At 41.4% G+C, this 13,842-nt stretch carries 9 protein-coding genes and 1 other RNA gene; 6 read left to right on the forward strand and 4 right to left on the reverse strand.

Features of this window, described 5'->3' with window-relative positions; translation table 11 throughout:
- Positions 1–91 precede the first annotated feature (91 nt).
- The 3 genes from ACFSVN_RS08900 to ssrA all read right to left on the reverse strand — a co-directional run bounded on the left by ACFSVN_RS08900 (position 92) and on the right by ssrA (position 3,186).
- Positions 92–1,600 (reverse strand): S10 family peptidase, encoded by a 1,509-nt coding sequence (locus tag ACFSVN_RS08900; protein WP_390301209.1) that lies wholly within the window; start codon positions 1,598–1,600, stop codon positions 92–94.
- A gap of 101 nt (positions 1,601–1,701) precedes the next feature.
- Positions 1,702–2,553, reverse strand: coding sequence for a proline dehydrogenase family protein (locus ACFSVN_RS08905; protein ID WP_390301212.1), 852 nt, complete (start codon positions 2,551–2,553; stop codon positions 1,702–1,704).
- 266 nt (positions 2,554–2,819) lie between these two features.
- Positions 2,820–3,186: a transfer-messenger RNA gene (ssrA, locus tag ACFSVN_RS08910) on the reverse strand.
- A 128-nt stretch (positions 3,187–3,314) separates the two neighbouring features.
- Here ssrA and ACFSVN_RS08915 point away from each other — a divergent pair.
- The 5 genes from ACFSVN_RS08915 to ACFSVN_RS08935 all read left to right on the forward strand — a co-directional run bounded on the left by ACFSVN_RS08915 (position 3,315) and on the right by ACFSVN_RS08935 (position 8,577).
- Positions 3,315–4,202, forward strand: a complete 888-nt coding sequence (locus tag ACFSVN_RS08915) for a DUF72 domain-containing protein (RefSeq protein WP_390301215.1) — start codon at positions 3,315–3,317, stop codon at positions 4,200–4,202.
- A gap of 108 nt (positions 4,203–4,310) precedes the next feature.
- On the forward strand, positions 4,311–6,575 hold the full coding sequence (locus ACFSVN_RS08920; RefSeq protein ID WP_390301218.1) for a TonB-dependent receptor: 2,265 nt from the start codon (positions 4,311–4,313) through the stop codon (positions 6,573–6,575).
- A 2-nt stretch (positions 6,576–6,577) separates the two neighbouring features.
- The gene (locus tag ACFSVN_RS08925; RefSeq protein ID WP_390301221.1) at positions 6,578–7,483 is read left to right on the forward strand and encodes a DUF4249 family protein; all 906 of its coding nucleotides are present in this window, start codon (positions 6,578–6,580) and stop codon (positions 7,481–7,483) included.
- Between the two features lies 1 nt (position 7,484).
- The gene (locus ACFSVN_RS08930) at positions 7,485–8,153 is read left to right on the forward strand and encodes a DUF4159 domain-containing protein (protein ID WP_390301224.1); all 669 of its coding nucleotides are present in this window, start codon (positions 7,485–7,487) and stop codon (positions 8,151–8,153) included.
- A 13-nt stretch (positions 8,154–8,166) separates the two neighbouring features.
- The gene (locus ACFSVN_RS08935; protein WP_390301227.1) at positions 8,167–8,577 is read left to right on the forward strand and encodes a VOC family protein; all 411 of its coding nucleotides are present in this window, start codon (positions 8,167–8,169) and stop codon (positions 8,575–8,577) included.
- A 117-nt stretch (positions 8,578–8,694) separates the two neighbouring features.
- Here ACFSVN_RS08935 and dnaG read toward each other — a convergent pair whose 3' ends face one another.
- A complete protein-coding gene (gene dnaG, locus ACFSVN_RS08940) occupies positions 8,695–10,701 on the reverse strand; it encodes a DNA primase (protein ID WP_390301230.1) in 2,007 nt (668 codons plus the stop codon).
- A gap of 233 nt (positions 10,702–10,934) precedes the next feature.
- On the opposite strand from dnaG, the gene ACFSVN_RS08945 reads away from it, so the two are divergent.
- Complete coding sequence (locus ACFSVN_RS08945) at positions 10,935–13,838, forward strand: glycoside hydrolase family 3 N-terminal domain-containing protein (RefSeq protein WP_390301233.1); 2,904 nt, start codon at positions 10,935–10,937, stop codon at positions 13,836–13,838.
- Positions 13,839–13,842: the final 4 nt, after the last annotated feature.

A 13,842-nucleotide genomic window follows, 5' to 3' on the forward strand; every position in this document is an offset into this window, starting at 1 on the left:
ACTTCCCATCTACAATGTTACCGCTCTATATAAATAAACCACAGCCATGATTTATGACTCTGGTTGCATAAATACTGTCTTGAAAATTAGTTTAGTATTTAGCGGGTGCCCCTTGTTCGGGTAATGAATTTCTTATGAACTCACGAATATGTTCGTTAGAAGTTTCCAGATCTTCTGTCCGTAAATACATCATGTGTCCGCTTCGGTATCCTTCAAATCTAAACCGATCTTTCATTTTTCCACTCGGGTCAATATTCCACATAGTATATTTTGCAGAGAAATAATCCGTGGCCCCATCATAATAACCCGCTTGCACCAATACTTTTAGGTTCGGATTTTCAGCCATGGCCTGGCGTAGCATTTCCCCTGTTTCATTTCCTTCTCTATTCCAGGGTCTCACAGGTCCGGAAACGTAATATTGCAGATCAGTCTTAAACCCAAGAACATCTTGAACGTAATGGTTTATGGCAGGTGTAAAGGAATGCTTCCAGGACGAATATTCAGCAGGATAATCATATGAATCCCCCCCATCTGTTTTATCAATTCCTTTATACCTCGAATCTAAACGACCAATGGTAAATCCTTCATCCCGAAGTAATTCTTTCCAGAAAGCTGAAGCCGGAACCGCCAGGTTGTAGTCCTCAACAAGCTCTTCTGAAAGGCCGGCATATCTCGCTACTTTCTCTACTAGTTCTGCTTTGCGGTTTTCATCTACAAAACCACCTCTGCTTAGTGCAGGTAATAACTCATCAAGTGTGAATGCTTCTACTTCAGGAAGAATTTCGGTAAGATCTCTGTTCTGCAATTCCGGGGTAAGCTGATTATGATACCAGGCTGCAGCCGTATAATAAGGCATTTTCAGTACAGAGGAACGCGGTGTCGGGCCTTCAGGCTCTAGCCCCAAACCGGTTGGTGAAACCAGAACAACACCATTCAGAAACATCCAGTGACGGCCCTGTAATTGCCCGGCTAACCCGGATACCCTTGGTGTACCATAGCTTTCTCCAATCAAATATTTTGGAGATTTCCATCTTTCATGTCTGGATATAAATGTATCGATCCAATCAGCCAGATAAGCTAAATCCTCATTCACCCCGAAAAATTGTTCGGGTTTCCCATCATTTACAATACGCGAAAAACCGGTGTTTACAGGATTCACGAATACAATATCGGCCACATCAAGAATGGAATGTGGATTATCTTCCACTCCATAAGGCTGAACCGGATATCCTTCATCACTGATCTTTAACCGCTTAGGACCGGTATATCCCAAATGCATCCATAAAGAACCCGCGCCCGGACCTCCATTAAAAGAGATAAAAATTGGACGGTTTTCGTTATTACTTACATCGGTTCGCTCGTAAAAAGTAAAAAATAATGAAGCATCCGCCTCACCATCCTCTCCGAATACAGGTTGTGTTCCAACTGTTACTTTATAAGGAACTTTTTGTCCTTTGATCGTGACTTCATCAGTTTGGACTAAAGCAGTGTCTATTGGTAAAGATCGTTTTTGAGCATCTACCGTTGCTGAAAAGATCACAAATAGCATTAATAAAGACAAAAAGGCCTTCATGTTAAATGTGTTATTTTTCGATTTCATAATTGGTCTGTCCGTTCTCGTTAGGGTTATTGTATTGATGATTGGTTGGCTTGAAAATTTCCATTCACATACTTCATCTGCAATGCAGAGTGTTTACTCTGTTACTTCTGAAACATTGTCGAAATCACAAACCATATATTTTCTTTTCGCTCCATCAGTCTTCTTTTAAAATACGGGAACCACATCGTTCCAAATGGAACATATATCCGCGCGTTATACCCATCTTCCACAAACGTTTCCATAGTTTCTTGCCTTAGACCGTAGAGCATTTGAAATTCAAAGCGGTCTTTTCCAATCCCATTTTCATTCGTATACGCCTTTACCCATTCTATGAGTTTGTCATCATGCGTCGCTATCCTTGGGTAAGGAGTTTCCTCTAACAATATTTTGGTGTACTCCTTATAGGCTTCCCGAATGGCATCCATATTCTGCAATGCAATTTCTTTGGATTCACTGTATGCACCTTTACAGATTCGTACATCTGCCCCAATTTTTGCCAACTCATGAATGTCATTCTTACTTCGATGCAGATAAGCTTGTATTACAATTCCAACATGTTTGCCAAATTCCTTATAAGCCTCTTTAAACAAATCTATAGTAACTTGTGTGTAGTCAGACCCCTCCATATCAATTCGTACAAACTGATCATTTTCACGGGTGACTTCCAAAAGCTTAAATAAATTGTCTTTACAGTACGAACGGTCTATATCGAGACCCAACATAGTGAGCTTGATAGAAATGTTACTTTCCAATTGGGCCTCTTTTATACTATTGATCAGGTCTATATAACTTTGAACGGTAGCATCTGCCGTTTCACGATCTTCAACATTTTCCCCAAGCAAATCCAGCGTGATCTTGATTTTTTTATCATTTAGATGCTCAACTTTAGGCTTGGCATCTGTAAAAGATTCTCCGGCTACAAACTTTTTCGCGAGAACAAAAGGTAACTTCATTTCTATAATTTTGAATGTAATGCTTTAATATCTTGGTACTTTTCGTAAGAAAAATTCTGTTTTAATATGAAGAAACTTTACAGTGAATAAAACAGCATCAAATAAAAAAGAGGGCTTACACCCTCTATTTAACAAAGTATAACAAGACCTGATTCTTAAAATAGGAGTGTTTAGTTAAAGATTTTTTACCTGCATTACACCTGAAAATGAAAAAAGCCAAAGCGCTTTTAAGGCACTTTGGCTTTTTGGAAATGTAATGTATTGTATTGTGGAGGTGCGGGGAGTCGAACCCCGGTCCGAGAAGGTAGACCTGTTAGCATCTACATGTGTAGGTACTGATTGACATTCGCCTGAAGCCGAGCCCAGTACCTAAGCGACTTCAAACTATCCTGTTAAAGTTTCACGTTAAAGCGACAGAAAGCACTCTAACGCTATCCTATCTTGTATGACGTCCGGGCCGGCAATGATAGGCACTTAACCGGCGGGACGGCTCAACAGTTTAAGCTGCTAAGCGGTATGAGTAATTATTGTCAATTACTTTTGTTCCATAATGATTGTTATTACGAGAATCATTGGACAATCTCGACACGCAACCAACGGTGATACTCAACCCGTCGAATCCAGAACACCCCCAATACGTCAATGAACTGCCTCAAATATACGAAATTTTAAGCTCTTTATTGTAATCGAAACTCGTTAATCGTTATTGGTTATTCGTTATATTGGGAGCCCACAAATAACGAATAACCAATAACGAACACATGAAATTTGGCAGTGTAGATAATCCCGGTTCCATTGACTTCACTCTCCCTGAAGATCACCCCGACACTCTTAAAGTGTTGAAACAAATGGGCAGTGATAAACTCGACGCATATGTAGGCTGTGCAAAGTGGAATAAAAAAGATCTGAAAGGATTTTATCCCCGGGGCACTAAAGATGAACTCACCTATTACTCCCGGCAGTTTAACTCCATTGAATTAAATGCCACTCATTACAAAACCTATGGCCCGGAACAGGCTCAGGAATGGAAAGATAAAACACCATCCGGTTTTAAATTCTTTCCAAAAGTTGTGAACAGCATCTCACATTTTAAGAGGCTCAAAGGAGTTGAAGCTCCACTTGAGGAATACCTTCACGGCATGCGTGGATTTGGCGATCAGCTTGAAATGATCTTTCTGCAACTCAGAGATGATTTCAAACCCAAAGACTTTGATCGAGTGCAGCGTTTTGTTGAGATCTGGCCTGATGATATACCACTGGCTATTGAGCTTCGGCATACCGATTGGTTTAATGATGCCACGGTCGCTGATCAGGTATATCAGCTTTTTGAAAAGCACGGAGTAGCAAATGTGATCACGGATACAGCCGGAAGGCGTGATCTGCTGCACATGCGACTAACCTCCCCTGTTGCTTTTATCCGATATGTAGGAGCCAACCATGAGAGTGATTATACGAGGCTGGACGACTGGGTGGAACGTCTTACATTCTGGAAAGAACAGGGAATGGAAAAACTATATTTCTTCGTTCATCAAAACATGGAGAAGGAATCTCCGATGCTTTCCGCTCATTTTATAAAGAACATAAACCGGGAATTGGGTACTGAGCTCGACATCCCCGGCGAAAATGAACAAGGGAACCTCGGATTATAATTATTCTTTACAGCTTATATCCATTCAAGAAAACCTAAATTTAAACTCAACTAAATACTTGTATTTACGTTAACAGAACAAAACTACAAGCATTTATTCTTTTTTTATATGCGGCAATCTTATCTATTTGTGTTGTTATTTTTTTTAGTGGGTTCTTCTTCAGTTATTGCACAATCAGCCTCTATAAATGGATACGTAACGGATTCAGAAACAGGTGAAACACTGATCAGTGCTAATGTTGGGTTTCAGGAGATCAATAAAGGAGCCTCCAGTAATACACTTGGGTACTTTACTCTTCCAAATATTGAACCGGGAACCTATATCCTGTTTTGCAGCTACATTGGATATCGTCCTTACCGGAAAGAGATTACACTGGAGCCAGGCGAAAGTCTTCGACTTGATATTGAGTTGGTTCCCGAGAGTATCGAGCTTGATGAGATCATCGTTCGCTCCCGGGTTGAAGAAGAAGAGAAAAAAAACATCGGAACAGCACAGATCAATACCGAACTCATTAAAGAATTACCTTCTGTTTTTGAAGCTGATGTATTCCGTTCCGTACAGCTATTACCCGGTGTAAAAGCCGCTTCTGATTTTTCAAGCGGGTTGTATATCCGTGGTGGCAGTCCCGATCAAACACTGATCTTATTAGACCGAACTACAGTTTATAACCCCAGTCACTTTTTCGGGTTCTTTTCAACCTTCAACCCTGATGCCATTAAAGATGTGCGGCTATATAAAGGAGGGTATCCGGCTGAATACGGTGGAAGGCTTGGGTCGGTGCTTACCATTTATAATAAAGATGGAAATCGAAATGAAACCACCGGCTCAGCTACTGTTGGCTTATTAGCTTCCAGGCTATCTGTGGAAGGACCATATAGCAAAGGCTCCTGGATGCTGGCTTCACGTCGCTCTACCCTGGAACCGTTGCTAGCAGGGCTTCGCCAATCTATTGATAATATCCCCAGTAAATTCTATTTCTATGACTTCAACGGAAAAGTTAACCTGGATGCGACAGAAAATGACAAACTTTCTTTGGCGTTCTATGCAGGTCAGGATCGGGTCAGCTTCCCATTTGGAGATGACTCTGAATTCAATCTCGACTATGGAAACCAAACCTTAAGTGGCAACTGGACACATATCTTTTCCGAAAACTTATTCTCGAATTTCGTCCTTACCGGTTCTCGATATTTCAATTTCCCAAAATTCAACATTGCCGGAACCCCATTTACAAGAGAAAATAACATTTATGATTTTTCGCTGAAGGCTGACCTTGAGTATTTACCGGGAAATAACCATCAAATTAAAACCGGAGTTTGGGCAGGGAGTTTTACTTTAAGGCTTCAGGATAGTTTTGACAACGAAAATACTTTTCAAAGTCGTATACAGAATCAATACGCCTCCTTTTATATTCAGGATGAATACCGCCCTTCCGAGCGCTGGATCTTCACCCCCGGGGTCAGATTTAATTATTTTTCGGATGGAGATTATATGCGTATTGAACCTCGGTTTTCCATGGAATTCCGCCCGGTGGATCGTGTTCGTTTACAGGCAGCATATGGACGCTACAATCAATTCCTTACTCTTATTACAAACGAAGCTTTCTCAGGCTTTGACGTATGGCTTACCTCCGCAGAAGGAGTTTCTCCTGCTTTCGGTGACCAATTTGTAATAGGCACTAAAACCATTCCTTTTACCGACTATGGGTTAGATATTGAATTCTACTATAGAAACATGAACGATCTTTTTGAACTCGACCCGTTCATTCCTGACGTCTCTGGGTTATTATATGAAGATCTGTTCCGGGTTGGCGAGGGATACGCTTATGGAATGGAGGTCTTTTTTGAAAAACGAAGAGGGAATTTTACAGGCTTTATTGGTTACACACTGGGCTATACCTGGAGAAAATTTCCCGGATATAATGCAGAAGTTACAGAGGGAAATCAGGTTGCACGTTTCTACCCTCCAAAATACGATCGGCGACACGATATGAATGTAGTAGGAAATTATAAGTTCAATGATAAATGGAAAGCTACCCTCTCCTTTAATTTTGCGACCGGACAATCGTACACTAAAGTTTTAGGGCGCTATGTACAATTTGACCTTCCCTGGGATAACAACAACAGGAATGCATTTACAGTAGGAAAAGTAAATGCCTCTCGACTTCCGAATTATCACAGGATGGATGTCTCTTTCTCAAGATCCGGCAGATTCTTTGACCTTGGGGATTCTGAACTGCAGTTTCAGATCATCAATGTATATTCTCGCCGGAACACCTGGTTCTTAAATTACGATTTCTCTGAAAATCCGGTGGGAGTAGACGAAATTAGTATGTTACCTATCCTTCCTTCAATTTCATACACCGTAAAATTCTAGTCATGAAAAATATTTTGATCCCCATACTATTGGCTATCACTGCTATCACTTCATGCGAAGTCTATGAACAGGATGATTATGAAGAATTTTATGTCTTGGAATCATACCTGGTAGCCAACCGGCAACTTCCTTTTGTACGCCTATCCACTACTATACCTGCTTTAGACTTTTATGATTTTGAGGAGACCGCAGTAAGTAATGCACTTATTGAGGTCCATCTGCTGGAAACCGGACCTGAAAGTGATATAGACCAGATATTCACCTATATAAATTCTCAGCAAGGCATCTACATATCCAATCAGGAACACACCGTGCTTCCAAATAGAACATACCAGATCCAAATTAACTTTCCTGATTCTCAGGATATCATAACTGCACATACCGTGGTCCCTGATACTTTCAGTGTACTTGGTGGAGTACAAGACAGTATCGTATATCAATCTTCTGAACAACTTGAGATCAGATTGAGTGAAAGCTCCTACCCCGGACGCCAGAATATTTTTGTATTTAATGCCATTAGTCAGGACCCTGTTCCCGATAAACTAACTCCATTTTATGCCGATCGTTATGAAAGCAGTGATCAAAAGGAAGAAGACCTTGAGCAATTCGCCAATAACAGTTCTGGAATTATCAATGAAGGAAATTTTGAGGTCAATGGAGATGGATCGATCACTGTAAAATATCCATGGATAGGAATTGCGTTTTTTGAAGAAAATAAAATCGTGGCAAATACATTAGATGATAACATTTACGATTTCGTCAGGTCTCAACAAGTTCAGCTTGGGGGCTCTACCCTTTCTCCCGGTGAGATCCAGAATGTAATAACCAATATAAACGGTGGTATCGGTGTTTTTGGTTCCGTAGCTTCTGATACCGTTGAAACTTTTGTAAAACGACCCACACTTTGATATGATCATACGCATCACGCTTATACTTATTTCAGCCTTTCTTTTTGCTGATCATGCCCCCGCTCAGACATCAGGAGAATTTGAGATCGCCCGTGCAAAATATCGAGGCGGCGGTGATTGGTACAACGATCCCTCAGCCCTGCAAAACCTTATTCAATACACCAAGTCAAATATTCCCATCCGGATCTCTGAGAATTATGAAGATGTCTCTATTGGCAGCGCTGACCTGCATCTATACCCTTTTATTTTCCTAACCGGACACGGTAATATCATACTCAATTCTTCGGAAGCGAGAAACCTCAGGGAATATCTCCAAAATGGCGGCTTTTTATATATCGATGATGACTATGGACTGGATGAGTATATTCGTCCCGTTATGAAACAGGTTTTTCCGGAAGAGGAATTTGTTGAAGTTCCCTTTGATCACCCTATCTACAACCAGGTTTTTAATTTTGACAACGGACTTCCCAAGATCCATGAACATGACGGTGAACCGCCCCGTGGGTTTGGAATTTTCCACGAAGGACGTTTTGTTGCTTATTATAGCTATGAATCAAATCTTGGCGACGGCTGGGCCGATCCTGAAGTACATAACACTCCAGAATCTCTACGACAAAAAGCTTTGCAAATGGGTACAAATATTTTAGTATATGCACTCACCCGTAACTAACCTTACTTAAGTTATGAAAACGATCGTACCATATATATTTTTTCGGGGTAATTGTGAGCAGGCAATGAATTTTTATAAAGATTGTTTGCATGGGGAGATCATAACCCTGCAACGTTTCAAAGATACCGAAATGCCCGTTGACGACGATTATAGAGAAAAGATCATGCACGGAGAACTAAAAGCTGAGCAGATCCATATTATGTTCTCGGACGGTGCTCCGCATAAGGATATTAAAGAAGAGAATAATGTCCAGCTCAGTATCACTCTTGATGCTACTGATGAACAAGACCGTATCTTTGAAGCACTCGCTGAAGGCGGGGAGATCACCATGCCATTAGAAAAAACATTTTGGGGTGCCCGTTACGGAATGTTAAAAGACAAATTCGGTATCCGCTGGATGCTCAATTGTGAGATAGATGACTGAAAGTTGAGAGTTGATGGTGGCATGTCTGACTTGTATTCCATGTTAACCATTTCAGACTGGTCAGGTTTGGAGATGTTCCCAACTTCTATCACTTTTTCAACTATCAACTCTCAATTCTCATTTCTCACTCTTCATCTTATATTCAAACACTTTCTCATTCACCTCATCGCTGACTCCTTTCTCAGGATCGGGATAAAGGTCATCGGGATCCGTGGTTTCTCTCCTTGTCAGTTTAGACTTTACATCCTTTTGTCTTTGCATAAGCTCAAGGCGTTCATCTCCGGAAACTTTACCGATCTTATCAGCTAGTTCATTTAATTTGCGCCGATAAAAGCTTATCTCAGAAGCCCGGATCGAACTTTTGGCGGTTTTGTAAGGGTTTTTATCCTTTTCGTACTTTAAACCAATCTTTTCCTCATGACGGTCGCTGGCAGAATGTTGTTCAAGGGAAACATCACCAACAAGTCGCGGAAAGGGATCATTTTCACCGGTATAAGTCTTAATGGAGAAATCTTTCTCTTCTTTATAGCGCTCAATGATATCTTCATAGAATATACGCAACTCGTCATCTTCAAATAGCTTGGAGTTGGTAAATGAACAGATATATTCCACCATACCTCGCCCATAGGTAATCATCAGACGGATCAATTCTTTTTCAAAATGAGGTTTCTTTTTTGAGGATTGAGCCTGAACGGTACGTTGTCCCGGGTGCGGAGGTTCTTCTTCAGAAGCATTTCCCAAACCTTCATTTTGTTGCTGAACACGCTGCCTTACCTCTTCTCTTCGTTCAGAACGTTTTTCTTCCCAGCGTTTATCATTCATCACACGTTCCAGCTGTTCGTAAAGATCACTTTCCTTCACTTTCTGAAACTTCTGCATTTTATGATGCAGATACTGAACATATACCTGACGCTGAATGGAATCTTTGATATTAGCGATCGCTTCAAGTATCTCAGTGATTACTTTAGGAATCTCAGTCGGTTTATCTAATCGTCCCTCTTCACCGGCTTTAAGCAAAAGGAAGTCTACGAAATCGCCGGCTTCTTCTTTCTTTAGGTCCTCAAAGGACTCCTTCCCAAACTGCTTCACAAATGAATCCGGATCCTGATCTTCGGGAAGTTCAAGCAACTCCACTTCCATCCCTTCCGCAAGTGCAATATTGATCCCGCGCTTCATGGCTGTTTGTCCTGCACTGTCCGAATCATATATCATTATGATCTTATCTCCATAACGGTGAAGGATCTTCATTTGCCCCGGAGTAAGTGATGTACCACTGCTGGCCACTACATTCCCAATGCCGTGCTCCATCAGAGTGATCACATCCGTATAGCCTTCAACAAGGATCACTTCCTTATTCTTGCGTATATCATTCCTTGCGAAATTCACCCCATACACTACTTCACTTTTATTGTACACTTTGGTTTGGGATGAATTAATGTATTTCGCGGTTTTCTCGTTCCCAAGAACACGCCCTGCGAAAGCAATCACTTTACCGGTTGGATTGAAGATCGGGAACATCAGTCGTCCCCTAAACGTATCGTAATACCCGCTGCCGCGGTTACTTGGCTTGATCAGGTCGGCTTCAACAAGATACTCTTCATCCACACCTGCATTTTTTGCTGCCTTACAGAGTTCTTCTCCACCTGAAGGTGCATATCCGAGTCCATATTTTTTAAAAACTTCACGGCCATAACCACGCTCCTCCAAATACTTCCGTGCTTTTTCCGCCTCCGGATTTTCAATCAAATTTCTGTAATAGAATACACCGGCGAATTTGAGCGCATGTAAAATTCCTTCACGCAGTTGTGTACTCTCACTGGGTTCCTGATCGTCCTCCTCCGGAATAAAAACACCGTATCGTTCGGCAAGCTGACGAATAGCCTCAGTAAAACCAACGCCCTCCTGATCCATGACAAACTTGAAAACATCGCCTGATTCTCCACAGCCAAAGCATTTAAATATCTGTAGCCGAGGGGTAACGTTGAAGGAAGGTGTTTTTTCATCATGATAAGGACAAAGCCCTACAAACCCACTGCCGGAGCGCTTCAGCTTTACATAGTCCTGAACTACTTCCACAATATCTGCGGCGGCGCGTACTTCTTCCTTTTTTTCGTCACTTATCATAGTTAATAATGAGCATTTACTGACTGGAAATAAAGTAAAATTATGAATTCATCAGGATTATTACCGAAAGCTTTTCAGAATATGTATTCCTTCTCAAAAAAAATGATCCCAATTCTCAGTACAGGAAAACTTAAAGCCTTTGTTTTAAAATAAACCATTGGCGTTCACAGTTACTATCACGTACATTTAGGGAGCTACAATCGTTATATCATTTACAGTTTATCGTCACATTTATGATACGCCATTTTAAAGCAGTTTTATTACTTCTGATAAGTATTTTTTTATCTACCGGGACCTTTGCTCAGGCTCAAAGTCTTTCTGAGTTCTTATTTGGTCAACGGGTAAATAAGAATGTTTCTGAAAAGCGACTCGATATACAGTCGGATGAATACCTGGATTCATTGGTCACCAATACTCCACTGAAGGAAAAGATCGGGCAATTATTCTTTGTGCCCGCTGAAGGCAGATTCACCAACCGTGATTCACGATCTTACACCGAGCTAAAAGAAATGGTGGAAAAACATCATATAGGTGGGATCATTTTTATGCGGGGTGATATTTATGGCCAGGCTGTGATGACCAATAAACTCCAGCAAATGGCAAAATTCCCTTTATGGATCTCTCAGGATATGGAATTTGGTGCGGCCATGCGGATCTCAGGAACAACCCGCTTCACTCCTGCAATGGGGGTGGCAGCAACTGGTAATAAGCGAAATGCTTTTATGATGGGAAAGATCACAGCCATTGAAGCAAAAGCTCTTGGTGTTCATCAGGTATATGCTCCCGTATTGGATGTAAATAATAACCCGGACAACCCTGTTATCAATGTCCGCTCATTTTCAGGTAATCCTGATATGGTAGCAGAGTTTGGAACGGCATTCATGCAGGGTGTACAAAGTGAAGGTTTGGTTTCGACAGCAAAACATTTTCCGGGGCATGGTGACACGGATGTAGATTCTCACAGTGACTTACCGGTAGTAAATTATGATTATAACCGTCTCGATTCTTTGGAACTGATTCCCTTCAGGGCAGCAATAGATGGCGGTATCTCCAGTATAATGAGTGCACACATTGCCTTTCCTTATTTAAACACCGATGAATTTTTACCCGCCACCCTCGATCCCACTATACTGAATCATATACTTACCGATTCCCTTGGATTTAAAGGAATGGTAGTCACTGACGGCCTTGAGATGAACGGGATAACTTCTAAGTATTCACCGGGAAGAGCAGTAGTTCGGGCGTTGAATGCCGGTGCTGATATAATGCTTATTAGCCCGGATGTATACACAGCCATAAATGAAGTTGAAGATGCTGTTGCACAGGGTGAAATAACAGAGGAAAGGATCAACAAATCCTTTCTTAAACTGATGTTATGGAAACAACAGTACGGTCTTTTTGAAAGTCAAAATCAGGTTGATATTTCTTCTCTGGACACAAAGATCAATACGGCTCATCACCGGGCAGTATCGGATCGTATAGCCAGGGAATCTGTAACTATTCTTAAGAATGAAAAGGATCTTCTGCCCATTTTGCCATCTGAATATCCAAGCATGATGGTTATTTCCGTAGCTGATGACCGATCAGGAGATACGGGAAGTTCTTTTGTACGCCAGCTGCGTGATTATCACCCGAATGTATCATTTCATATTTATGATAATCGTACCAGTGAGGAAGATAAACGGGAAATGCTTCGTAAAGCTAAAGAAGTGGATCTTGTTCTTATAGGGTCTTTCATTTATTTGAGATTCGGACAATCCATTCACCTTGCTCCGGACCAATTGTCATTCTTGCAACAAGTATTAAAAATGAATAAACCCTCTATACTTGTTTCTTTTGGAAACCCCTATGTGCTATCAGACCTGAAGAATGCAGACGCTCACGTACTCGGATGGTATAACTCTAGTCAGCAAGTCAGTGGACTTGTACCTGCTTTGTTTGGAGCATCCACGGTTACGTCAAATCTTCCAATTGAGATCCCGGGCCTATATGAACTTGGTTCCGGTATCCACATGGATCATACCACTCTCCGATTTGGGCAGCCAGAAGAAGTTGGGCTCGACCATAACAAACTTTTTGAAATTGATGATATCATCAACGAAGCCATTCGTGATTCCGTATTCCCCGGTGCCGTTGTCGGTGTTGTCAAAGATGGTGTGCTGGCTTACAACAGAGGATATGGATATCAGGACTACAACAAAACAGAAGCTGTAAGAGACACCGATGTATATGACGTGGCCTCCATGACAAAAGTTATGGCTACCACCGCTTCTACCATGAAGCTTATAGATGAGGAGAAACTTAGTCTAGACGACCGGATCTCAGATTTCTTTCCTGAGTTTGATACGGATGAGAAACGAGAGATCACTATTCGTGACATCTTACTTCATCAAACCGGACTGCCTCCTTTCAGAGTATATGTTGATTCCATCAAAAACAGGGATGGCATTATTGAAGCTATTAAAAATGAGCCCCTTACCTATGAACCGGGAACTAAATATGTGTATAGCGACCTGGGTATGATCTTACTTGCGGAGATCATTCATAAAGTGTCAGGTCTTCCTTTAGACACATACTCAAGAAAAGAACTTTTCTTTCCTATGAATATGTATAGTTCATTTTTCAATCCTGCTGTTAAAAGCAGCTGGCTTTCACGCCGGATCGCACCTACCGAAATAGACACTGTATTCGGGCGTGGACTCGTTCAGGCTCAGGTTCATGACGAACGAGCCTATTTCATGGACGGTGTTGCCGGACATGCAGGTCTTTTTTCATCAAGTATAGACATCGCAAAATTCAGTACCATGTTATTGAATGACGGTGTGTATTCAGGCCGTCATTACCTGAAACCTGAAACTATACGATTATTTACCAGCGAACAGTCGGAACACAGCGGACGAGGATTGGGTTTTGACCGTAAGAGTAAAGAAGGATTTTCAACTGCCGGAAGTCTTGCCAGTGACGATACTTTTGGTCACCTTGGCTTTACCGGCACCAGCTTTTGGATTGACCGCGAGAAAAACATGGTTGTGATATTATTAACAAACCGAACCTTTCCTAACAGATCATATGGTAAGACCATCAGCCAAATAAGAGCCAGAGTAGCTAATGCAGCTTACTCCGCAATCAACGAATAACATA

Origin of the sequence: Gracilimonas halophila (assembly GCF_042684365.1) — a bacterium.
Lineage (GTDB): Bacteria > Bacteroidota > Rhodothermia > Balneolales > Balneolaceae > Gracilimonas > Gracilimonas halophila.

Coding starts and splice junctions, on each gene's coding strand:
- ACFSVN_RS08900 (WP_390301209.1), bottom strand. CDS start 1,600: ATGAAATCGAAAAATAACACATTTAACATGAAGGCCTTTTTGTCTTTA.
- ACFSVN_RS08905 (WP_390301212.1), bottom strand. CDS start 2,553: ATGAAGTTACCTTTTGTTCTCGCGAAAAAGTTTGTAGCCGGAGAATCT.
- ACFSVN_RS08915 (WP_390301215.1), top strand. CDS start 3,315: ATGAAATTTGGCAGTGTAGATAATCCCGGTTCCATTGACTTCACTCTC.
- ACFSVN_RS08920 (WP_390301218.1), top strand. CDS start 4,311: ATGCGGCAATCTTATCTATTTGTGTTGTTATTTTTTTTAGTGGGTTCT.
- ACFSVN_RS08925 (WP_390301221.1), top strand. CDS start 6,578: ATGAAAAATATTTTGATCCCCATACTATTGGCTATCACTGCTATCACT.
- ACFSVN_RS08930 (WP_390301224.1), top strand. CDS start 7,485: ATGATCATACGCATCACGCTTATACTTATTTCAGCCTTTCTTTTTGCT.
- ACFSVN_RS08935 (WP_390301227.1), top strand. CDS start 8,167: ATGAAAACGATCGTACCATATATATTTTTTCGGGGTAATTGTGAGCAG.
- dnaG (WP_390301230.1), bottom strand. CDS start 10,701: ATGATAAGTGACGAAAAAAAGGAAGAAGTACGCGCCGCCGCAGATATT.
- ACFSVN_RS08945 (WP_390301233.1), top strand. CDS start 10,935: ATGATACGCCATTTTAAAGCAGTTTTATTACTTCTGATAAGTATTTTT.